Genomic DNA, 19,558 nt, shown 5'->3' with positions numbered 1-19,558 from the left:
GAATGTGGCACTTTCACCTGAGGAAGAAATCGAGGAAACAGAAGAAGACGAAGAGGTAGAAACCTCGACGACGTATCGCATAGATTTTGAAAATGGTAGGCTGACAAATGAAGCCGTTACAGGCATTGAAGCGATCCGACAATTTATTTATATGACATTGAGAACAGAGCGCTATGCACACCCCATTTACAGTCACGACATTGGTACTGAAATTCAGGAGCTATTGACCGATACAGAAGCAACAGATGAATACAAAGAAATGGAGATTCCAAGATTGCTAGAAGAAGCATTGGTCGTTGATGAGCGGATTGATCATATTGAAGAGATAGAGGTCACGAAGCAAAATGATGCCTTTCAAGTCAAACTAGCCATTGTCACAGATGAAGGCACATTAGAAATAGAGGAGGTGATGGAGGGAGATGTTTGAGGAGCAAACGTATGAGGCGTTGATGGAAAGAATGCTGGACAGGCTGCCAGATGACATAGATAAAAGAGAAAACAGCGTCATTTGGAATGCCTTGGCACCTGCTGCTGCTGAACTGGCTCAGTCGTATATTTGGCTTGATCAAGTATTTGAGCTTGTCTTTGCTGATACAGCACAGGGGGAATTTTTAGATCGACGAGCAGCAGAAGTGGGGATTGAACGAAAGCCAGCCACTACAGCGGTGTGGTCCGTAACCATTCAACCAGAGAACGTAAACATTCCAGCAGGATCAAGATTCTTTATTGAAGATGTTTATTTTCAATTTTCAAAGGACGGTACACTTGAATGCGAGACAACAGGTACAGCCGGCAATGGGCAATTAACAGGTCAGCCGCTGCTATCGCTTGATACAATTCCAGGTCTAGAGTCGATGATCATGAAGGAATTGGTGATACCAGGGCAAGAGGAAGAAGATGATGCGTCATTATACGATCGGTATTTAATACGCGCAAGGCGAGAGGCTGTCAGTGCCAACAGAGCACATTACAAAAAGTGGGCCGAGGAAGTGGTTGGTGTCGGCAGAGCGAAAGTATTCCCGCTATGGAATGGAGAGGGAACGGTCAAAATTGTCATCACAGATGGCAATCTAGATGTAGCATCTGAGCTTCTTGTCAAAAGGGTCCAGGAGTATATCGATCCTGTACCGGGAGAAGGAGAAGGGCAAGCTCCTATTGGTTCAAAAGCAACCGTGGAAAGCGCCAAGTGGCTGGATATTGACGTAGAAGTGTCCGTCGAACTTCAGATGGACTGGACACTTGAGGGTGCGCAAAAAGAAATAGAAGAAAAGGTCAAAGCACTGTTAAAATCAATCGCATTTGAAAAAAGTACGATTCGAATGTCCGCCTTAAATGATATTTTGTACCATTCAGAGAGTGTGTCTGATTATGCAAACGTCTTATTGAATGGGGAGTCAAAAAACTTAGTATTACAGGACATTGAGATACCACGTCTGAGGCAGGTGAAGGTTATTGAGCAAACTTGATGAAATGAAAAACTACTTGCCGCCTTATTTCACAGAGATTTATGATGTGGATCATTTACTAAAAACAGAGGCACCAGAGTTTGAACAATTGGACGAATCCATTTTTGATGTAACGGATCAGTTCTTCCCTTTAACAGCGACGTGGGGATTGAATCGATGGGAAAGAATGCTCAAGGTGCAGCGAGAGTCAGATGATTCGATTGAGCTGCGCAGAGCGCGATTACTTAATATGATGTCGAACATTCCACCAATTACGTATCTTTCATTAGAGAAATCTGTGAATCGATTTCTTAAAAATCCGAGTGCGATCATCCGACTTACAACCAATCGTTATCATTTTGCATTGCGTGTCAACCTGGATGACCTGCAAAACACAAGATATATCGTCGAAATACTCGAAACGTTAAAGCCAGCACATTTGGCGTATACGTTCACCGCCATTCATCATACCGATGTTCATGAAACAAATGATCATCACCAGCGGCTCACACTGCGAAGCAGAGTGGGCTTTTTCGATCATATTCCAATTTTACTCAATGGTGAATTCGTATTAAATGGAACGTTCTATCTTAGCGGGATACGAGGTATTACGGAGGTCCCTGCTCGCTTTCGGCATTCATTAAAGATGAGAATGCCGCTTCAACAAGAGAAAGAAACAGCATATCGTCTGAATTATGTCATGACTGGAGCATCGCATGAAACGAAGCAAGCAGCTACGCTGACTTTGCGCGCAAAGAACCAGCTTTCACATCAAACGAAAAAGAGGATGACGTTCCGCTTACCGGTACATGTTCAAAATGAACAAGGCGGCAGTTTACTGATCAAGGAGCATTATTGGATTCTCGATGGATCCATTCCGCTTGATGGATCAAAAATGCTAGCAGCAACTTCTAAAAAAATAGACCTATAAGGAGGATCACAATGGCTGATCAATTAACCGTAACCACACTATATGCACGTCAACAAATGGCAAAGGCACGAGCAGAAGGAACAAAACTCACAAAAGTCGTCAAAATGGCATTCGGAAATGGAGGAACAAAGGATGGAAAACCGATCTCTCTTGACGGAACCGAACAAGCACTCAAAAAAGAACTGATTCAAAAAAATATTGATTCATTTACCTTCATGGAACCGGCAAAAATCCGCTACACCTGCACCATCGCTGAAGGAGAACTCGCAGGCGAAGTCATCAATGAACTAGCCCTTGTCGACGAGGCCGGCAAATTCACCGCCATCCGCACCATGACAGACAAACAAAAAGACGGCGACATCGAATTTGTTTTTGAGATTGATGATATTTATTAATGGAGGGGAAAAGAAGTGGACATAAAATCACCTTTACCGTTTGAAACCTCTGACAAAGCCCATGCCAACTTATTTAACCGGATGGTCAACACACTTGTGGAGAATGATAATGCGCTCAGTAAACAATTAGAAGGAATCACAAATGAAAGCTTGTTCATTTTAACAGGCGATCAAGCCATTCAAGATGCATCAGTCAGCGGTGAGGAATATCCGATTGGCATTACGTTGATGGCTATTACTGAATCGAATGATACTGGATACCCTACAAGATATGGTTTTGTGAAGAACGAAAAAATAAACGAGTATCGTTTTGTACAATATTATTATGGCAATGGTAATGAAGCAGGTAGTTATTTTACTAGTACAGGTATTTGGTTTAGACAGTGGTATATTGCCTCTGGTTGGACCGAGTGGCACAAAATATCTGGTTTTCTTCATACGAATATTGGTACAACTGGTAAGCAGCTGTTAACCAAGGGAGAGTACCAAAAAGTCCTTTTTAATCGAAAAATAAAAGATAGTCATAACAATTTTGATATCAATAATAATCGCTTCATCTGCCCTGAAAATGGAATGTATTTAGTAAATGCAGGTGTTTATATTGAAAGCTTTCAACGATACGCGAACTTTGAATTATCGATCTATTTGAATGGAAAAAGATATAAAAATATTGCACAACAAAGGCAAAGTCCGGTAAGCCCATCTGATACGTTGAGCTTTAGTATGGGACTTTATGGTGCTGCAAATGTACCGGCTAATAAGGGGGACTATTTAGAAATGTACCTATATGTAGGGTATGACGGAGACGTTAGTCGTTATGTATCTGATAATTCAGGTTGGTACAACTATTTCGATATTACGGAAATAGGCGGACGAAATTTCCCGAGAGTGTAGGAGGATTCTGATGATTTTATATGAAGCCATTAAGTATAAATACCCCGAAGCGGACCCCCAAAAAGATTTTGAACTAAGAAATGATGGTGACGGTTCGTATATAAACGAGTGGCATTTAAATGTGCCAAAGCCAACGGCAGAAGAATTGAAAAAATGGTGGGAGGAATCCCAAGCCAACCCGAGGTATCAACCACCTCTTCCACTAGATTATCTAGCACAAGAAGTAGCCAAAGAAAAGCTGATGAGAAAACAACTTGAGCACCAATGTGATCTTCTAACAAACGAACTAAAAGCGCTGAAAAATGAGATCCTCTTCATTAAAGGAGGGAGTGAAACATGAATTATTGGGTCATGGCATTATATTTTCAATGGGTGACACCTGAGTTGGTCAAACAAGCCATTGAATTAGGGGATTGTTCAATGGAAGAGATGAAAGAGGGATATCACCAGCACATACTGACTTTAGAGCAATTAAAAGAAATTGACCCAAACTTTCTAAAAGAAGGAGTAGATCGAAATGGAGATAAAAAAACCAAAGTCATTTGAAGTTAGCGACAAAGCCCATGCTGATTTATTCAATGACATGGTAAAGGTTTTACTTGAGAATGATCAGGGGCTACTTGAGCAACTTTTAACTCATAAAAGTGATGTCAATTTACATTCCTCAGATGTGGAAAAGAAAAAGTGGAATGAATCACAAATTTATAAAATAACAGCAGATAACGGTATGCAGCTTATCAATGTCTCTGCTGATTCAAAAATATTTGATGCGATTAAGGATAAAGGGACATGTACATTTTATGCAGCTTCTGGAGTCGAAGATTCTCCATCACCGTCAAATATATCACTAAGAGGTATGCAAATAGTTGGCCAAAATAATATAGGAGCAGGCTTTGCAGTAGACATAGCGGGGAATGCATATAGTTTTTACTACAATTCTGGTCACACTACGATTACGTGGACACCTCTACCAAATTTATCAGATTTAAATAAATGGAATGGCAGCCAATTAATTAAAATTACAAATGACACGGGTGGTGTACGTGTATCTGTAGGAACTACAGAGAGTTTACTCGATAAAATTACACAGGCGGGAAAAACATTTGGCACATTTTATTCTCCAGCTGGTGTACAGGACAATCCTTCAGCTTTATCTGCACGCGGTTTTTATCACTTTACATCTGCGGACAGTAATAACAAGGGGACGTTTGGATGGGTGATTGCTGTAGATTATCGTAATAACGTCTTTACGAACTATCTTGATTTAAATTTAGGCTGGCAGGGCTGGCGTAGATTACTGACTGCTGCGGATGAAGAGGTGAAGTGGAACAAGGTAGAACTTCCGCAGCTCGATAATGGTTGGAAAATATATAATTCTGTCGATGGTATTCCCCACACCGTGCAATATAGTAAAGATGCATTAGGTGTGGTTGAAATTATTGGGTCAATTACCGGTGGTAAGGTTGGTTTTGACTCTGTTGCTTTTACCTTAAAAGAAGGATTTAGACCAATGCAATCGACTCACTTTATTGGAGTAGCGTCAAGCATAGGTAAGAGTAGTACACCACAAATTCATAGGACAGCAATCGGGACAGATGGAAAAGTTTGTGTCCAATATTGTTCTAATGATCTGAATCCTAATGAATTTATCACGTTTGGTTTCCGATTTAGAACGAAGTGAACTAGTTGCTTTTATCATAATATCGCTTAATAATAAAGTATTTTTGGAAGGAGAAACCGTTATAAAAACACCTCAACCTTTTAAGACGAGTGATAAAGCTCATGCAGATCTCTTTAACGATTTAGTGAAAATTTTGATTGAAAATGATCAGGAACTACTAGAACAATTCAACCTTCATACGGGAGATCCAATTCCTCACGTATCTGGTTCGGAAAAGAAAAAATGGAACGAATCACAGCTATATAAACTGACAAATGATAACGGGTCCCAATTGATTAATATCCCTGCTGGTGGCAGTATCTATGAGGGAATTAAAGCGCTAGGGGCTTGCTCATTTTATGCGCCAGGTGGTTCTGGAGTAGTCGATTCTCCAGCTATAGGAAATGCTGCATTAAGAGGCTTTCAGCTAGTAGGTCAAAATAATATCGGTGTAGGAATCGCAATCGACACTTCAGGTAATGCATTTTGTTTTTACTATCATGTGAATGACATTGCGATCAATTGGCTGCAAATGCCTACTCAAAACGAAAAAAATAAATGGGATGCAGGACAATTATCTAAAATTACTGCTGACGATGGAAAAGCTTTTGAAAGAATTAATGCGGATGATCCTAGTATTTTAGATAAGCTGATAAAATTGCCGGGAGTTCATTCATGGTACATTCATGAAGCACATCCAGATCTTCCGACAAGAAGTTCCATGAGGGCTTTGTCTGTTTTTAGTGAAAATACCTATGGATGGGTCATCGGTGCAAACAATACAGGAGATGTTTATATTAACCGTTCAACAACTGATGTAACGGGTACACAACAAGAGTGGAGCGGTTGGAAACGTCTCAATGACCATAACCTATTAAATTCAAAGGGATTAAGACTTTCAATGTCAATAGGAACTGATATTTTAACGCTGCCATCCGGCTTTTACTTTGCTGTAGGATCTAATATTGTAAATATGCCTGTCGATAATGATTCTTCTTGGTTTAATATCGATATCTTAGAAACTGTAAATGGTAGAAAGACCATTCATGTCTGCAGAAGTTACGACAACACTCATTGGTTCGGAACAGTCCATACTGATGGTGTTTTTAAAGGGTGGAAAAAACTAGTGACTGATGCTGATTTTGAAAATGTTAAGTGGCTAAATGTAACCTTAGGTAATGGTTCTTCTATTGGAGAAAGACCAGTTGAATATACTAGATGGGGAAATTTATTATTGTTGAGAGGTCACCTAAAAGCAAATAGAGAAGTTATCTGTGGAAGTATTCCAATTACAGGCTTACCAGATAAAGGCCTAGTAGTATCAGTTCCCGTATCAGGTACAACGGGTCATAGTAAATTACTTATATACAAAACAGGAGAGCTAAAGCTAACTGGTTTATTATCAGCAAATGATAGTGCGGTAACTGGCTACTATTTAGACACGGTCATCCCATTAAATTAAGGAAGTGATAGTATGATACAAGTCTATGAATACAATCATCGATACGAATTGGTCAGACCTATAGAAGTGTCTCAGGTGGATGACGAAGGAAATTATGTAGTGCCAGATCAATGTACAACAATTGCTCCACCTAATAATCCATCCTTCTATAAAGCAGCATTTGATGTAAAAAAACAACAATGGTATGAATCAGCGACCCAAGAGTATATAGACAGCTTAAAACCGGCCCCACTCCCGCCAAGTGATATCGAACTTTTAAAGAAACAAAATGCTTTGTTATCAAAACAATTAACGCAGCTATTAGCTATGCAAAAAGTAGGTGCTTCAGAATGATGTTTCCAACTGTAGCGGATATCAAACAATTCTGGGACTGGCAGTGTTACGGCCCAGAGGACATTGCATTTTATGTAAGCATTGGCTGGATCTCGGCAGAAGACTATCAAAATATAACTGGAGAAATATACAAAGCCTAATGGCTTTATTTTTTTGCCGGAAAGAAGGTGATTCAAATGGAAGTAGATGTCGTTCAAAACTTAATGACACAAGGCCCATTCGCCGTTCTTTTTTGCTGGATTCTGTTTTATGTTCTCAACACTACAAAAGAACGAGAAAACAAACTCAATGAGCAAATCGAGGCGCAAAATGATGTGTTAGCAAAGTTTAGTGAGAAGTATGACGTCGTGATCGACAAGCTCGATAAAATTGAACGGAATTTAAAATAGGAGGGAAACATCATGAAAACATTCGACAAAGGCACTGTGATTCGCACAGTGCTTCTTTTTATTGCGCTTATCAACCAAACGCTTGTCATGTTTGGACAAACAGTGCTGCCGATTAGCGAGGAGCAAGTGCAAACCGCAGGAGAGGCACTATATGTGGCAGGTTCCACAATTTTCACTATGGTCACTGCCGTGATCGCTTGGTTTAAAAATAATTATGTGACCTATAAAGGTCAATTGCAAAAAGATGCCCTGAAACAAAGAGGGTTAACAAAATAATTTTTGAAGGAGAAACAATATGGTGAAGATCATTCAAGCACTCATCCCAAAACAAAATCGCAACAGACCAGGAAACAGGATGAAGCCGCTCTATATTACGGTGCATAATACATCGAACACTGGACGGGGGGCTGATGCGGCAAATCATGCAGCATTTGTTGCTCGGGCAAGTACCGGGGTTAGCTGGCACTACACGGTCGATGATCAGGTCATTTATCAGCATTTACCTTTAAACGAAAATGGCTGGCACGCAGGAGATGGCAGGGGAACCGGCAATATGAAATCAATTGGAATTGAAATTTGTGAAAATGCAGGCGGTAACTTTGAACAAGCCGTTGAAAACGCCCAATGGCTCATTCGAAAACTGATGGGGGATTTAGGAATTCCTTTATCAAACGTGGTGCCGCATAAGCATTGGAGCGGGAAAGAGTGTCCGCGTAAGCTGTTAAATCGGTGGGATGGCTTCAAAGCTGGTATTGCATCAGCATCAAGTCAAATGACAACAGCTAAACCTGTGAAAGAAACATCTATCAAAACCATATCAACGAGATCAACATCTAAAACCAACAAGGTCAAAAAAACATACAGTTTGCCTGCAGGTATTTTAAAAGTGACGAAGCCTCTTACAAAAGGGTCAGCTGTAAAAGCTGTACAACAAGCCTTAGCATCGATTTATTTTTATCCTGATAAGGGAGCGATCAATAATGGAATCGATGGGTACTACGGACCCAAGACTGCGAATGCAGTGTCTCGATTTCAAATGATGCATGGGTTAACCCCAGATGGCATATATGGTCCAAAGACCAAAGAAACATTAAGAAAGGTCATAGAAACACATATGGAATGAAGCAACCCTTATTCATTATAAAAAAGTAAAATAAAACCATTTTTGGTGTTATTTATTGTATAATGGTAAAAATGAATGGAGGGGTTGTATGAAGCGGATAAGTGTAATGATGTCTCTTTGGTTCATTGTCATGTTCCATTTTAATATGGAAAAGGTTGCAGCTAAGACCATTTATCGAGAAGTAGAAGTTGATTTCATCATGACGGAACAGGAAAAATATCTGTGGGTACCAGGAGGTCAAAATAATCCTGAACAATATCCATCTACTCACGGCTACCAATTTTCTATACTAAATGCAGAGGGTTGTACTTTAGAGGTGACACTCTTCAGAACATCCTTATCAGGAACGGATTTTCCGTCATCAGTCAAAGAGTATACAGGTAACCAATATGATCTAAGTGCAACAGACCGAATTTTATCAAGTGGGCGCTACATTTATAGACCCCATGGTATTAAACTGACCAAAAAAGAAGGCTGTGGGGATGTTGAGATAAAAGGAGTCTTTGGTTATCAAATTCAAGAACCAGACAAATAAGCTTTTATGAGTAAAATCAAATGAAAAAGCCTATCCATCATTGGATAGGCTTTTGATAATGGAGCATAGCGGGATCGAACCGCTGACCTCTACGCTGCCAGCGTAGCGCTCTCCCAGCTGAGCTAATGCCCCGAAGTATTACGACATAACTTATTATAATCAATCCTCCTGTAAAATTCAAGCTGTAAAACACAAACACCCCGGCTATTTTTCTTTCTGATCAATCGGAATATAGTCAAAGATGTCTCCCGAATGAACCGAGTGGGCTAATCGTCTAAGCCAGTCATAATAGGCTTTTGAGCTTTCAAGCTGTTCAATGAGCTGTTTCGCTTCCTCTTTTTCATGTTCCTCCGCCTGATCATCACGAGCTACATCTTGAAGGCGTTCTTGCGCTTCTTCAATCGCTGCTAGATTGACCTCAACCTCTCGTTCCCATTTTTGCGGGAAGAAGTTCATGAAAAACTTAAAAAAGTCTTTCTCAGCAACAAAGCTGTGTTTTCTTCGGCCACGGTGAAAAGTCTTTTTGACAATATTCATGTCTTGCAGTTTTTTCACACCCGTACTCATACTAGGCTTACTCATTTGCAGCTCTTCACGCATTTCATCCAGCGTCATTTCCTCATTTAAATACATCGTCCCATATAGAATACCCGCACTTCTAGTAATGCCATAGAGATCCATTGTTTCAGCGATGGAATCAATGACGAGATCCTTAGCAGCTAAAATGCGTTCTTCTGCTTGTGGCTGTTCCTGCTTTTTCATCTTGTCCCTGCTTTCTATTAAGTGAATTCAATACGTTCAAAAAAATCTTTATGGACTATATGTTAACGAAAGAATGCAAAATGTCAAAATAAATGAAACATATCTCCCTTTGACAGAAAAATTTGAACATGTTAAGTTAATTATGTTCAAAACGTTAAATTTTTATTTAACAAATTTACCAAAGAGAATCAGAGGAGGTTCCTTCTATGAGTCAAACACTATTTATCGATGGACAATGGGTTGGCGCTAAGAGTGGCGATACAAGAGATATCATCAATCCATTTAATCAAGAAGTGATCGCGACAGTCAGTGAAGGATCAAGAAATGACGCGCAGTTAGCCATTAAGGCAGCAAGAAAAACCTTCGATCAAGGTGATTGGGCAAACATGCCTGGACTTGAAAGAGGAAATATTGTGTTCAAAATTGCTGAATTGATTAGGCGAGACCTAGATGAATTAGCCAAATTAGAATCACTTGATACGGGTAAAACATTAGAAGAAAGCAAAGCTGATATGGACGATATTGCGAACGTGTTCCAATATTATGCGGGGCTTGCTGATAAGGATGGCGGGGAAATCATTGCATCGCCTATTCCAAACTCAAAAAGCGAATTAGTCCGAGAACCTGTCGGTGTATGCGGTCAAATCACTCCTTGGAACTATCCATTGCTTCAAGCGAGCTGGAAAATCGCTCCTGCCCTTGCAGCTGGAAATACAATCGTACTAAAGCCAAGTGAAATTACACCATTAACCACGATCAAAGTTTTCAAACTTATGGAAGAAGCGGGTGTTCCAGCAGGCGTTGCCAACTTAGTGCTTGGACCTGGAGCAACTGTTGGAGATGAGCTGGCTGTCAATGACCAAGTCGATTTAATTTCATTCACAGGCGGTATTGAAACAGGTAAGAAAATCATGCAGGGAGCCAGCGGGAATGTGAAGAAAATCGCCCTAGAGCTCGGCGGGAAAAACCCGAATATCGTCTTTCAAGATGCTGATTTAGACGTAGCGGTTGACCAGGCAATGAATGCTGTGTTTTTCCATGCAGGGCAAGTGTGTTCAGCAGGTTCACGCTTGTTAGTGGAAGAATCCATTCACGATGAATTTTTAGAAGAACTGGTGAAGCGTACGAAAAAAATCAAGCTAGGCAACGGCTTTGATGAAGGAACCCAGAGCGGACCGCTTATCTCAGCTGAGCATCGAGAAAAAGTAGAAAAATACGTCAGCATCGGTTTAGACGAAGGCGCAACATTAGAAACAGGTGGGAAACGACCTGATGCAGAGGAGCTTCAAAAAGGATTCTTCTACTTGCCGACGATTTTCTCAGGCTGTACATCAGACATGCGAATTGTTCAGGAAGAAGTGTTTGGACCAGTCCTCACTGTCGAATCCTTCCGATCAGAGGAAGAAGTCATCGAGCTGGCAAATGACACGATTTATGGTTTAGCAGGAGCAGTTTGGTCTTCTGATATCGGCAAAGCCGAACGAGTGGCTCGTCAATTAAGATTAGGCACGGTTTGGATCAACGACTTCCATCCTTATTTTGCCCAAGCACCGTGGGGCGGATATAAACAATCAGGTCTTGGACGTGAATTAGGACGTACGGGCCTTGAAGAATATACGGAACTAAAACATTTATATCGAAATACAAAACCAGAAGCGGTTCATTGGTTTAAATAAATATCACTTATCTGGAGGAGATTCTATATGACGTTAAATATGAAAATTGAAAGCATGCAAAAATTCCATACGTTTGAAATTCCGACTGTCATCAAGCATGGCATTGGGGCAGTGAAACATGTTGGGGAAGAAGTGAAAGCATACGGCGTTTCAAAGGTATTGCTTGTCACAGATCCTGGTATTTATCAAGCAGGTGTTGTAGATCCAGTGATTGCTTCATTAAAAGAAGCGCAAGTTGATGTGGTTCTATTTAATAAAGTAGAACCAAACCCGCCAGTCCGTTTAGTGAGTGAAGGATCTGCGTTATATGAAAAAGAAGGCTGTAATGGTTTAGTCGCAGTAGGCGGCGGAAGCTCAATGGATACAGCGAAGGCTATCGGTGTGGAAGCGACTCATGAAGGATCAGTTCTTGATTACGAAGCGGCTGAGGGGAAAAAACCGCTTGAAAATAGAATCCCTCCGTTAACCACAATTCCGACAACGGCTGGTACAGGTTCAGAGGTCACGCAGTGGGCAGTGATCACTGACGAAGAAAGGGAATTCAAATTCAACACAGGTGGACCGCTCATTGCAGCTCACCTAACAGTGATTGATCCTGAGCTTCATGTATCTATGCCGCCGCATGTGACGGCAATGACGGGTATCGATGCGCTTGCTCACGCGATCGAATGCTATACGATGAAGTTTGCTCAGCCGATTACAGATGCGGTAGCGCTCATGGCCATTGAATATGCTGCTCATTATATTCGCCGTGCCTTTGCCGATGGAGAGGATTTGGAAGCAAGATATGGCATGGCACAAGCTGCGATGCTTGCCGGACTTTCCTATGGCAGTGAATCAGCTGGCGCAGCCCATGCGATGAGCCAAACGCTTGGAGGCATTATTCCAGTCGCACATGGTCAATGTGTAGCGGCAATGATGGGACCTGTCATGGAATATAACTGGAAAGGGTACCCAGAGAAATTCGCTCGAATTGCGCAAGCATTCGGTATTGATACAAGCAGAATGACAACAGAGGAAGCTGCAAAAGCAGCAGTGAATTGGATGTATGATTTAGTGGAAGACCTAGAAGTTCCTTCATTAGAAGAACAAGGTGTACCAAAAGATATGATCGACCGTTTATCTAAAGAAGCAATGAAAGATCCGCAAACAGTTGGAAACCCAAGAGACCTGAACGAAAAAGCATACAACTGGATTTACGCTCGCTGCTTTGATTTAACACCTAAAACAGTGTAACAATGAAAAAAGGCTCCCAAAAGGGAGTCTTTTTTACATCTTATAGCTGTTCTTTAATTTCTTTAATTTGATGAATATGGCGCTTTTCATGTGCGCCGATAAAATCAAGGTATTGCTTTAATGAAAGTTCTTCAAACACAGGATGTGCAATCACGCGTTTGAAATCTTCCTCTGTAAACGTTGATAAAATTTGATTGAGCTTCTCACGTGCTGTATCGAGCTCATCCTTTAAATGTGTAGGTGTTACATGCTTGCGATCAGGCGCAACGATACTAGGCGCAGTGGCTTTTTTTGAACGATCCTCTGCCATTTCCACCGGCTTTGGCTCATATTCTTTAATCGGTGCTTTTTTCCCCTCGGCAGCTAGATGTTTTGCTGCAACTAGGTCCATCTTCTTTAAATGATCTGCAACTTCTTGAATACTCCAAGTATCATCAGATAATTTTTGATTTAATTGTTCTTCGCTCAATCCTTGCAGCTCTTGCCACAATTCTTGTCTTGCTTCATGTAATAAACTCATTTCTCTCACCTCAAGATCAAATTTTATCATACTGGTACAAGACAATCATTCTTTAGCTATCCGAGAAATCCTTTAATGAATTGTGATGAAAAATGAAACCTTTACAAAAGTGGTTCGTATTACCTGTTAGAAGGAATACACTTGGATGTGAGCATGGTCTAAATGAATGAAAAGCTGCTCATTTCATAAAGAAAGGGTGAGGAAGATGGATGTATTTGGGCTGCCTCTTCAGACGCTGTACTTATACATATTGATGGTATCAGGAATCCTGACGCTTGTTTTCGTCTTTTTTGGCGATGTATTTGATGGATTGTTTGAAGCGATTCCTGTCCCGTTCCTTCAACCAACATTGATCCTCGCATTTCTTACCTTTTTCTCGGCTGGAGGATTTATCTCTGAAAAAACAGCAATTGTAGGAAGTGGACTTGGCGCCGTATTATCTGCCATCCTCGCAGTGATTCTCGTTACTTGTTTAAATGTATTTGTCTTAGTCCCGCTTTCCTCTGCTGAAGAATCTCTTTCATATACGGAGGCCGACCTAAAAGGAAGAACTGGGGAGATCATTGTATCTGTACCAAAAGATGGGTTTGGAGAAGTGCTGTTAATTAGTAACAGCGGAAAAATCTCAAAGCCTGCCGTCAGTTTCGACGAAGAGGAGATTCCATATGGAACCCGGGTGCTGGTCGTCGAAGTGAACAAAGGCGTGTTATCTGTTATACCAAATGAAGAAATCTAGGAGGGAATGCTATGCCAGGAACAACCATATTAATTATTATTGGAATTGTGCTTGTGATTCTCATTGCACTTATTGGTGTATTTGTTTCGAAATACCGGACAGCTGGTCCAGATGAAGCATTAATTGTCACAGGAAGTTACCTCGGAAGTAAAAATGTCCACGTGGATGAAGGTGGAAACAAGATTAAGATTGTAAGAGGTGGAGGTACCTTTGTACTCCCTGTTTTTCAACAAGCAGAGCCGCTCAGCTTACTATCTAGCAAGCTAGATGTTTCAACGCCTGAAGTCTATACTGAACAAGGTGTACCGGTCATGGCGGATGGAACGGCCATCATTAAAATTGGCGGATCAATTGAAGAAATCGCCACTGCGGCAGAGCAGTTTTTAGGGAAAACAAAAGAAGATCGTGAAAATGAAGCAAGAGAAGTACTAGAAGGACACCTTCGCTCCATTTTAGGGTCAATGACAGTTGAAGAGATTTATAAAAACAGAGAGAAATTTTCTCAAGAAGTACAGCGTGTCGCTTCTCAAGATCTAGCGAAAATGGGTCTTGTCATTGTATCGTTTACAATCAAAGATGTCCGTGATAAAAATGGCTATTTAGAATCACTAGGTAAACCTAGAATTGCTCAAGTGAAACGCGATGCAGATATTGCGACAGCAGAAGCAGATAAAGAAACACGTATCAAACGTGCAGAAGCAGATAAAGATGCGAAGAAATCTGAGCTTGAGCGTGCCACTGAAATCGCTGAAGCAGAAAAAATCAATGAGCTGAAAAGAGCAGAATTCAGACGTGAACAAGATACAGCAAAAGCAAGCGCTGACCAAGCGTACGATCTTGAAACAGCTCGTAATCGTCAGCACGTAACTGAACAAGAAATGCAAGTCAAAATCATTGAACGTCAGAAGCAAATTGAATTAGAAGAAAAAGAGATCCAGCGTCGTGAGCGTCAATACGATTCTGAAGTGAAAAAGAAAGCAGATGCGGACCGTTATGCTGTTGAGCAGTCGGCTGCGGCGGAAAAAGCGAAGCGTCTTGCAGAAGCAGATGCGAAGAAATACAGCATTGAAGCAATGGCAAAAGCAGAAGCAGAGAAAGTTCGGATTGACGGGCTTGCCAAAGCGGAAGCCGATCGTGCAAAAGGGGAAACAGAAGCAGAAGTCATTAGGTTGAAAGGACTTGCGGAAGCAGAAGCGAAAGAGAAAATTGCAGAAGCATTCGAACAGTATGGTCAAGCGGCGATTCTTGATATGATTGTGAAAATGCTACCTGAATATGCGAAACAAGTATCTGCTCCACTTTCTAACATTGATAAAATTACAGTTGTTGATACAGGTGGTAACGGGGAAGGCAGCGGCGCCAACAAAGTGACCGGCTATGCGACAAACCTTATGTCCAGTCTTCAAGAAAGCCTGAAAGCTTCCTCTGGAATTGATGTCAAAGAAATTATTGAGAATTTCTCTGGCAAAGGCAATGTGAAACAAAGCATCCAAGAACTGACGAATGAAATCAAACAGCCAAGAAAAAAAGAAATTGCTGATCGTCAAATAGAAGAATAAAAATCAAAAGACACCTTCTGATAGAGGGTGTCTATTTTACTTGGGGCACATGCCGGTGTCTTTTGATAGATGAAGAGAGATTCACAAGAATGCCTGCAGATATCATCATGAACACCAATGAAGATCCGCCGTAGCTAATAAAGGGAAGAGGAATGCCTGTAATGGGGAGAAGCCCAAAGACAGCTCCTAGATTAAAGGCTGCTTGAATCATAATTTGAAAAGTAAGCCCGATCGTTAATAGCTTTCCAAATGGATCTTGTAAACCTTGAACGATTCGAACGGCGCGATACATGATGAGTAGGTAGGCACCCATCACAAACAACAGCCCCATGATTCCCAGCTCTTCACTGATGATGGCCATAATAAAATCTGTATGGGCTTCAGGAAGAAATCCTAGTTTTTGAATACTTCCGCCTAAACCATTCCCGGTCAGTCCCCCTGAATCCATGGAGAGATAAGAATGGATCAGCTGATAACCATCTCCATCTTCATACATGAAAGGATCACGAAAAGAAGTGATCCGTTTCAAACGATAAGGAGCGGTCACAGCAAAAAAAGTGATCCCTGCCGCAGCCGTCGAACCTAGTAGAATGAGGTGGCGTGTTTTAAGTCCAGCACATAATAAGACGATACCGCAGCTCAATAAAATAGAAACTGCTGTACCTAAATCTGGCTGTTTTAAAATCAATAAAAAAGCTAGACTTAAAAGAAGAAGTGGAGGCAGTACTCCTTTTTTAAAGGATGTGATGTACGCTTGTTTCCTTGCATATACATAGGCGAAATAGATGATCATCACTAATTTCACAGCCTCAGACGGCTGGATGATCAGAGAGCCCAATTGAATCCATCGTTGTGAATTATTTTTGACAACACCGATTCCAGGAAGCAGGACAAGGAGAAGACATAACAATGACAGCATCACAAGCCACCGAATCCATTTACGGTAAGCTTGATATGGAACAAGGGCCGCAGCGATGAAAAAGAAGAACCCAATCAAAAGCCATTGCCACTGTTTCATGAAGAAGTAGCTACCCTTTCCATATTTTATTTCGCCTAAAGGATAACTCGCACTGTACACCATTAGTAATCCAAAGAAACAAAGACAAACAATCGTCCCAGCAAGAATGTGGTCGATTTTTTTTAGGTGAGAAAGAATCAATGACATCACCTTCAATCCCAGTTACGTCCAAACATGTAGGATGAGGACCTCAAATTGACACTAAACACAAGGCCAATGGCAATCATATTGGTTAAAAGCGCACTGCCTCCATAGCTGATAAAAGGAAGGGCAAGACCAGTCACAGGCATTAGCCCTACTGTCATCCCAACGTTTTGGAAGACTTGAAAAACGATCAGCCCAACCACTCCAGCACATATATAAAGCCCATAAAGGGTATTCGCATGCATTGCCACATGAATCATTCGATAGACCATCATAAGATATAAACAGATCAATAGGGAGGCGCCGATAAAACCAAACTCCTCGCCAATGACTGCAAATATAAAATCTGTATGGGCTTCAGGGATATTTCCCCCTTGTACTTGATTTCCTTTTGTATACCCGCTTCCTGATAATTGCCCTGACCCAATGCCAAGCATTGCTTGTTTCAGTTGATACCCATATGTCGAATCAAATTCATCTGGGGAGAGCCACCCATAAATGCGATCAAGCTGATGAGGTTTAATCACTTTTGTAAAGTGCTCAAAATGTTCATTGTGCAAGTAGGTCAAAAATGCAAGAAGCGCGAGAAAAGAAGCGATTAATGCAGCGATCATCTTACTTGAAATGCCTGACACAAGCATCAGTGTAAAAGCAATAGACAAGATCACAAGTGCCGTCCCCAAATCTGGCTGAATTAAAATCAGGAAAAAAGGAACAGCGGTCCAGCATATGATGTTCATTGTAGGAATCATGCTTTCTTTAAACGAAAAGCGCTGATGTTTGTATCGATTTAAAATAGCCGCTAACAGAAGAATGACAAAAATTTTCATAAATTCTGATGGTTGCACTTTCATGGGCCCCAAGCTGATCCATCTTTGGGAGCCATTTTGATTCGTGCCAAAAAAATGAACGAGAATGATGAGGAAAAGACCACCTGCAAATAATCGAAAAGATAACCGCTCAAGCAGTTCATAATCAAAGTAAGCAACTGCCGCCATAAGGCCAAAGCCGACGATATACCAGAAAACTTGTCTTTTGACGAAATAAAACATATCTTGTGTTTCATATTGTCCCGATCCGCTATACACAGCCAGTAGGCTGATCACAAAGAAACAAATGACAGTGAATAATAATGCGAAGTCAATGCTGTTCTGTTTTTTCATGTCTCTGTCACCTGCTATGACCTATTTGTCAGCTGGTTTAATACGACCTGCACCGCTGCAGCGTCATCAATATAGCCGATCGGAAAAATATAATCTGGTATTAAATCAACGGGCATAATGAAGTAAAGTAATGCGCCTCCCATCAACATCAATTCTCGAGAAGTCCCCCGTCTGCTCATGAACGAGCTGTACATGCTTTTCAATTGATCAAGAAATGGCCCAACACCACTTATCGTATCTATCTTTTTTTCAAAATATGCTGAGATCGTTTCTTTTCCCTCGTCTGATTGACTATAGGTCTCATATTCATTTAGCTTCTGTTTCAGTTCATTCTCGCTGAATTTCCCGTCATAGACATCATGATCTTTCAGCGTTCGCTCAATCTCTTCTACTGCTTGAATGAACGTATTACCGTGAACTCTTTCGTTTTTAATAGAAAATCCAGCCGTGGTCAATAGATGATCTAAAGAAATGTGTAGAGCATCTGAAAGCCGCTGTAAATGGTTCAAAGTCGGTTTTCTTTTTCCGTTCATGATTCTAGACAGTGTGGCTTTATCAATTTCTGTTTGTGTACTGAGTTCTCTTAATGAAAGAGAACGTATTTGCAGTTGTTCTTTTAAAAACTGCCGAAGCTCAGTTGTTTTAAATTCCATCTCTTTCTTCACCCTTTTCATAAAGTTCAACTCTTCAATAGAAGAAGTCGTACCCAATATATAGGGGTGTTGACAAAATGTCAACGAATATCCATTAAGGATTGAATTTTATAAAATAGCAACTTATCATATGAAACATAGAGTAAGAAATGGCTAAAAGGGGTGTGCAGATGAAGGTTAGACATGCAGTACATAATGATATTCCTAAAATTGCCGAAATTCATGTGAAGAGCTGGCAAACGACTTATCATGGCATTATTTCACAAGAGTATTTAGATGCTTTGAATGTAGAGGAGCGGGAAGAGAGCTGGAGAAGCAAGTCACTTGAAGGCACGTTTGTCGCAGAGGATGCTGACGGAGTATTTGGTTTTGCTTCCTTCGGAAAACAGCGTGATGAGAGATATTCAATATATGATGGTGAGCTTTATGCCATCTATTTGTTGCAGAGAAAACAGAAATCAGGAGCGGGGATGGCTTTGATTGCAAAAGGTGTGGATTATTTAATAGAGAAAGGCTATCAGAATATGCTGCTCTGGGTATTTGAGCAAAATTCAGCGAAGCAATTTTATCAAAAACTTCAACCTAGTTTTGCCGTCACCAGCCAGTTTGAGCTGGCTGGTGAGAACCATGAAGAAATAGGGTATGGATGGGAGCTGTCTGTACTAAGTGCTCAGATTCAACAGATTATATCGTCAGCTTCCAGTAATAATGAGAGAAAAAAGTAAAAAGGGTGGCGAGTAAAATATAAGATATAAAAGGAGAAGCTTCTACTTTTCCTTCCACACCTGCTATTTTTAATGCCTCATAGAAACTGGCCAAAAAGTAGGCGAGACTGAGGATGTAACAGCACAGCATAATGGAGTAAGGATTCATTGTCGTACCTCCAGCATGAAATCTTCTACTATTAATAGATTCAATAGAGCA

General features: G+C 40.9%; 25 protein-coding genes and 1 tRNA gene. 20 read left to right on the top strand and 6 right to left on the bottom strand.

Features of this window, described 5'->3' with window-relative positions:
* Nucleotides 1-4 precede the first annotated feature (4 nt).
* From NSQ52_RS14755 to NSQ52_RS14685, 15 genes are all read left to right on the top strand, one after another.
* Nucleotides 5-427 (top strand): DUF2634 domain-containing protein, encoded by a 423-nt coding sequence (locus NSQ52_RS14755; protein ID WP_342473511.1) that lies wholly within the window; start codon nucleotides 5-7, stop codon nucleotides 425-427.
* Complete coding sequence (locus tag NSQ52_RS14750; RefSeq protein WP_057079155.1) at nucleotides 420-1,466, top strand: baseplate J/gp47 family protein; 1,047 nt, start codon at nucleotides 420-422, stop codon at nucleotides 1,464-1,466. Before NSQ52_RS14755 ends, NSQ52_RS14750 begins: the two co-directional genes overlap by 8 nt.
* Nucleotides 1,453-2,376, top strand: coding sequence for a YmfQ family protein (locus tag NSQ52_RS14745; protein WP_342473509.1), 924 nt, complete (start codon nucleotides 1,453-1,455; stop codon nucleotides 2,374-2,376). Before NSQ52_RS14750 ends, NSQ52_RS14745 begins: the two co-directional genes overlap by 14 nt.
* 11 nt (nucleotides 2,377-2,387) lie before the next feature.
* Nucleotides 2,388-2,771 (top strand): phage tail protein, encoded by a 384-nt coding sequence (locus tag NSQ52_RS14740; RefSeq protein WP_017359000.1) that lies wholly within the window; start codon nucleotides 2,388-2,390, stop codon nucleotides 2,769-2,771.
* Between the two features lie 15 nt (nucleotides 2,772-2,786).
* Nucleotides 2,787-3,665, top strand: a complete 879-nt coding sequence (locus NSQ52_RS14735; protein WP_335364745.1) for a hypothetical protein — start codon at nucleotides 2,787-2,789, stop codon at nucleotides 3,663-3,665.
* 10 nt (nucleotides 3,666-3,675) lie between these two features.
* Nucleotides 3,676-4,005 carry an XkdW family protein gene (locus NSQ52_RS14730; RefSeq protein WP_335364744.1) on the top strand — a complete coding sequence of 110 codons (330 nt, stop codon included), beginning with the start codon at nucleotides 3,676-3,678 and terminating at the stop codon, nucleotides 4,003-4,005.
* Entirely contained in the window at nucleotides 4,002-4,211 is a 210-nt protein-coding gene (locus NSQ52_RS14725; protein WP_072368326.1) for a phage portal protein, read from the top strand. The genes NSQ52_RS14730 and NSQ52_RS14725 overlap by 4 nt, the downstream gene beginning before the upstream one ends.
* Nucleotides 4,183-5,346, top strand: a complete 1,164-nt coding sequence (locus tag NSQ52_RS14720; protein ID WP_342473507.1) for a hypothetical protein — start codon at nucleotides 4,183-4,185, stop codon at nucleotides 5,344-5,346. The genes NSQ52_RS14725 and NSQ52_RS14720 overlap by 29 nt, the downstream gene beginning before the upstream one ends.
* A complete protein-coding gene (locus NSQ52_RS14715) occupies nucleotides 5,306-6,787 on the top strand; it encodes a hypothetical protein (protein ID WP_256734168.1) in 1,482 nt (493 codons plus the stop codon). The genes NSQ52_RS14720 and NSQ52_RS14715 overlap by 41 nt, the downstream gene beginning before the upstream one ends.
* 12 nt (nucleotides 6,788-6,799) lie before the next feature.
* Entirely contained in the window at nucleotides 6,800-7,120 is a 321-nt protein-coding gene (locus tag NSQ52_RS14710; RefSeq protein WP_045034524.1) for a hypothetical protein, read from the top strand.
* Nucleotides 7,117-7,260, top strand: coding sequence for an XkdX family protein (locus tag NSQ52_RS14705; RefSeq protein ID WP_178897252.1), 144 nt, complete (start codon nucleotides 7,117-7,119; stop codon nucleotides 7,258-7,260). The genes NSQ52_RS14710 and NSQ52_RS14705 overlap by 4 nt, the downstream gene beginning before the upstream one ends.
* A 36-nt stretch (nucleotides 7,261-7,296) precedes the next feature.
* Nucleotides 7,297-7,509 carry a BhlA/UviB family holin-like peptide gene (locus tag NSQ52_RS14700; RefSeq protein ID WP_017367922.1) on the top strand — a complete coding sequence of 71 codons (213 nt, stop codon included), beginning with the start codon at nucleotides 7,297-7,299 and terminating at the stop codon, nucleotides 7,507-7,509.
* A gap of 12 nt (nucleotides 7,510-7,521) precedes the next feature.
* Nucleotides 7,522-7,785 (top strand): phage holin, encoded by a 264-nt coding sequence (locus NSQ52_RS14695; protein WP_019743388.1) that lies wholly within the window; start codon nucleotides 7,522-7,524, stop codon nucleotides 7,783-7,785.
* A 19-nt stretch (nucleotides 7,786-7,804) separates the two neighbouring features.
* On the top strand, nucleotides 7,805-8,632 hold the full coding sequence (locus NSQ52_RS14690; protein WP_342473504.1) for an N-acetylmuramoyl-L-alanine amidase: 828 nt from the start codon (nucleotides 7,805-7,807) through the stop codon (nucleotides 8,630-8,632).
* An 88-nt stretch (nucleotides 8,633-8,720) separates the two neighbouring features.
* Nucleotides 8,721-9,167, top strand: a complete 447-nt coding sequence (locus NSQ52_RS14685) for a hypothetical protein (protein WP_058336837.1) — start codon at nucleotides 8,721-8,723, stop codon at nucleotides 9,165-9,167.
* A 59-nt stretch (nucleotides 9,168-9,226) separates the two neighbouring features.
* Here the strand turns inward: NSQ52_RS14685 and NSQ52_RS14680 are convergent.
* Together NSQ52_RS14680 and NSQ52_RS14675 are read right to left on the bottom strand one after the other, a co-directional pair.
* A tRNA-Ala gene (locus NSQ52_RS14680) sits at nucleotides 9,227-9,299 on the bottom strand.
* Nucleotides 9,300-9,371: 72 nt separating this feature from the next.
* Complete coding sequence (locus NSQ52_RS14675) at nucleotides 9,372-9,929, bottom strand: GbsR/MarR family transcriptional regulator (RefSeq protein WP_041507664.1); 558 nt, start codon at nucleotides 9,927-9,929, stop codon at nucleotides 9,372-9,374.
* Between the two features lie 206 nt (nucleotides 9,930-10,135).
* Between NSQ52_RS14675 and betB the strand changes: the two genes are divergently transcribed.
* A complete protein-coding gene (gene betB, locus NSQ52_RS14670) occupies nucleotides 10,136-11,605 on the top strand; it encodes a betaine-aldehyde dehydrogenase (protein WP_041507663.1) in 1,470 nt (489 codons plus the stop codon).
* Between the two features lie 27 nt (nucleotides 11,606-11,632).
* Entirely contained in the window at nucleotides 11,633-12,841 is a 1,209-nt protein-coding gene (locus NSQ52_RS14665; RefSeq protein ID WP_025207855.1) for an iron-containing alcohol dehydrogenase, read from the top strand.
* Nucleotides 12,842-12,881: 40 nt separating this feature from the next.
* Here the strand turns inward: NSQ52_RS14665 and NSQ52_RS14660 are convergent, their stop codons facing one another.
* Nucleotides 12,882-13,361 carry a DinB family protein gene (locus tag NSQ52_RS14660; RefSeq protein WP_047946755.1) on the bottom strand — a complete coding sequence of 160 codons (480 nt, stop codon included), beginning with the start codon at nucleotides 13,359-13,361 and terminating at the stop codon, nucleotides 12,882-12,884.
* A 205-nt stretch (nucleotides 13,362-13,566) separates the two neighbouring features.
* Here NSQ52_RS14660 and NSQ52_RS14655 point away from each other — a divergent pair, with 205 nt between their 5' ends.
* Nucleotides 13,567-14,097, top strand: coding sequence for a hypothetical protein (locus tag NSQ52_RS14655; protein ID WP_301231811.1), 531 nt, complete (start codon nucleotides 13,567-13,569; stop codon nucleotides 14,095-14,097).
* Nucleotides 14,098-14,108: 11 nt separating this feature from the next.
* The gene (locus tag NSQ52_RS14650; protein ID WP_008344044.1) at nucleotides 14,109-15,656 is read left to right on the top strand and encodes a flotillin family protein; all 1,548 of its coding nucleotides are present in this window, start codon (nucleotides 14,109-14,111) and stop codon (nucleotides 15,654-15,656) included.
* A gap of 31 nt (nucleotides 15,657-15,687) precedes the next feature.
* On the opposite strand, the gene ftsW is transcribed toward NSQ52_RS14650, so the two are convergent.
* Genes ftsW through NSQ52_RS14635 form a run of 3 tightly spaced genes read right to left on the bottom strand, consistent with a single transcriptional unit; the run spans nucleotide 15,688 to nucleotide 18,655 of the window.
* A complete protein-coding gene (gene ftsW, locus NSQ52_RS14645) occupies nucleotides 15,688-16,830 on the bottom strand; it encodes a putative lipid II flippase FtsW (protein WP_342473503.1) in 1,143 nt (380 codons plus the stop codon).
* Complete coding sequence (gene rodA / locus NSQ52_RS14640; RefSeq protein WP_008344041.1) at nucleotides 16,827-17,981, bottom strand: rod shape-determining protein RodA; 1,155 nt, start codon at nucleotides 17,979-17,981, stop codon at nucleotides 16,827-16,829. Before rodA ends, ftsW begins: the two co-directional genes overlap by 4 nt.
* A gap of 14 nt (nucleotides 17,982-17,995) precedes the next feature.
* Entirely contained in the window at nucleotides 17,996-18,655 is a 660-nt protein-coding gene (locus tag NSQ52_RS14635; RefSeq protein ID WP_342473501.1) for a DUF1232 domain-containing protein, read from the bottom strand.
* A 149-nt stretch (nucleotides 18,656-18,804) separates the two neighbouring features.
* Between NSQ52_RS14635 and NSQ52_RS14630 the strand changes: the two genes are divergently transcribed.
* The gene (locus tag NSQ52_RS14630) at nucleotides 18,805-19,359 is read left to right on the top strand and encodes a GNAT family N-acetyltransferase (protein ID WP_342473500.1); all 555 of its coding nucleotides are present in this window, start codon (nucleotides 18,805-18,807) and stop codon (nucleotides 19,357-19,359) included.
* Nucleotides 19,360-19,558 lie beyond the last annotated feature (199 nt).

Source organism: Bacillus sp. FSL W8-1141 (assembly GCF_038593205.1).
Classification (GTDB): Bacteria; Bacillota; Bacilli; order Bacillales; family Bacillaceae; genus Bacillus; species Bacillus altitudinis.
The sequence above is the reverse complement of the archived record's forward strand: the minus strand, read 5'-3'. Positions and strand labels throughout refer to the sequence as shown.

Excerpts from the sequence above, each read along its gene's own strand:
- NSQ52_RS14700 (WP_017367922.1), top strand. The coding sequence starts at position 7,297 with ATGGAAGTAGATGTCGTTCAAAACTTAATGACACAAGGCCCATTCGCC.
- NSQ52_RS14665 (WP_025207855.1), top strand. The coding sequence starts at position 11,633 with ATGACGTTAAATATGAAAATTGAAAGCATGCAAAAATTCCATACGTTT.
- NSQ52_RS14660 (WP_047946755.1), bottom strand. The coding sequence starts at position 13,361 with ATGAGTTTATTACATGAAGCAAGACAAGAATTGTGGCAAGAGCTGCAA.
- NSQ52_RS14690 (WP_342473504.1), top strand. The coding sequence starts at position 7,805 with ATGGTGAAGATCATTCAAGCACTCATCCCAAAACAAAATCGCAACAGA.
- NSQ52_RS14710 (WP_045034524.1), top strand. The coding sequence starts at position 6,800 with ATGATACAAGTCTATGAATACAATCATCGATACGAATTGGTCAGACCT.
- NSQ52_RS14695 (WP_019743388.1), top strand. The coding sequence starts at position 7,522 with ATGAAAACATTCGACAAAGGCACTGTGATTCGCACAGTGCTTCTTTTT.
- NSQ52_RS14650 (WP_008344044.1), top strand. The coding sequence starts at position 14,109 with ATGCCAGGAACAACCATATTAATTATTATTGGAATTGTGCTTGTGATT.
- NSQ52_RS14685 (WP_058336837.1), top strand. The coding sequence starts at position 8,721 with ATGAAGCGGATAAGTGTAATGATGTCTCTTTGGTTCATTGTCATGTTC.
- NSQ52_RS14705 (WP_178897252.1), top strand. The coding sequence starts at position 7,117 with ATGATGTTTCCAACTGTAGCGGATATCAAACAATTCTGGGACTGGCAG.
- NSQ52_RS14750 (WP_057079155.1), top strand. The coding sequence starts at position 420 with ATGTTTGAGGAGCAAACGTATGAGGCGTTGATGGAAAGAATGCTGGAC.
- NSQ52_RS14715 (WP_256734168.1), top strand. The coding sequence starts at position 5,306 with ATGAATTTATCACGTTTGGTTTCCGATTTAGAACGAAGTGAACTAGTT.
- NSQ52_RS14725 (WP_072368326.1), top strand. The coding sequence starts at position 4,002 with ATGAATTATTGGGTCATGGCATTATATTTTCAATGGGTGACACCTGAG.
- NSQ52_RS14630 (WP_342473500.1), top strand. The coding sequence starts at position 18,805 with ATGAAGGTTAGACATGCAGTACATAATGATATTCCTAAAATTGCCGAA.
- rodA (WP_008344041.1), bottom strand. The coding sequence starts at position 17,981 with ATGAAAAAACAGAACAGCATTGACTTCGCATTATTATTCACTGTCATT.
- NSQ52_RS14740 (WP_017359000.1), top strand. The coding sequence starts at position 2,388 with ATGGCTGATCAATTAACCGTAACCACACTATATGCACGTCAACAAATG.
- NSQ52_RS14675 (WP_041507664.1), bottom strand. The coding sequence starts at position 9,929 with ATGAAAAAGCAGGAACAGCCACAAGCAGAAGAACGCATTTTAGCTGCT.
- NSQ52_RS14730 (WP_335364744.1), top strand. The coding sequence starts at position 3,676 with ATGATTTTATATGAAGCCATTAAGTATAAATACCCCGAAGCGGACCCC.
- betB (WP_041507663.1), top strand. The coding sequence starts at position 10,136 with ATGAGTCAAACACTATTTATCGATGGACAATGGGTTGGCGCTAAGAGT.
- NSQ52_RS14655 (WP_301231811.1), top strand. The coding sequence starts at position 13,567 with ATGGATGTATTTGGGCTGCCTCTTCAGACGCTGTACTTATACATATTG.
- NSQ52_RS14635 (WP_342473501.1), bottom strand. The coding sequence starts at position 18,655 with ATGAAAAGGGTGAAGAAAGAGATGGAATTTAAAACAACTGAGCTTCGG.
- NSQ52_RS14720 (WP_342473507.1), top strand. The coding sequence starts at position 4,183 with ATGGAGATAAAAAAACCAAAGTCATTTGAAGTTAGCGACAAAGCCCAT.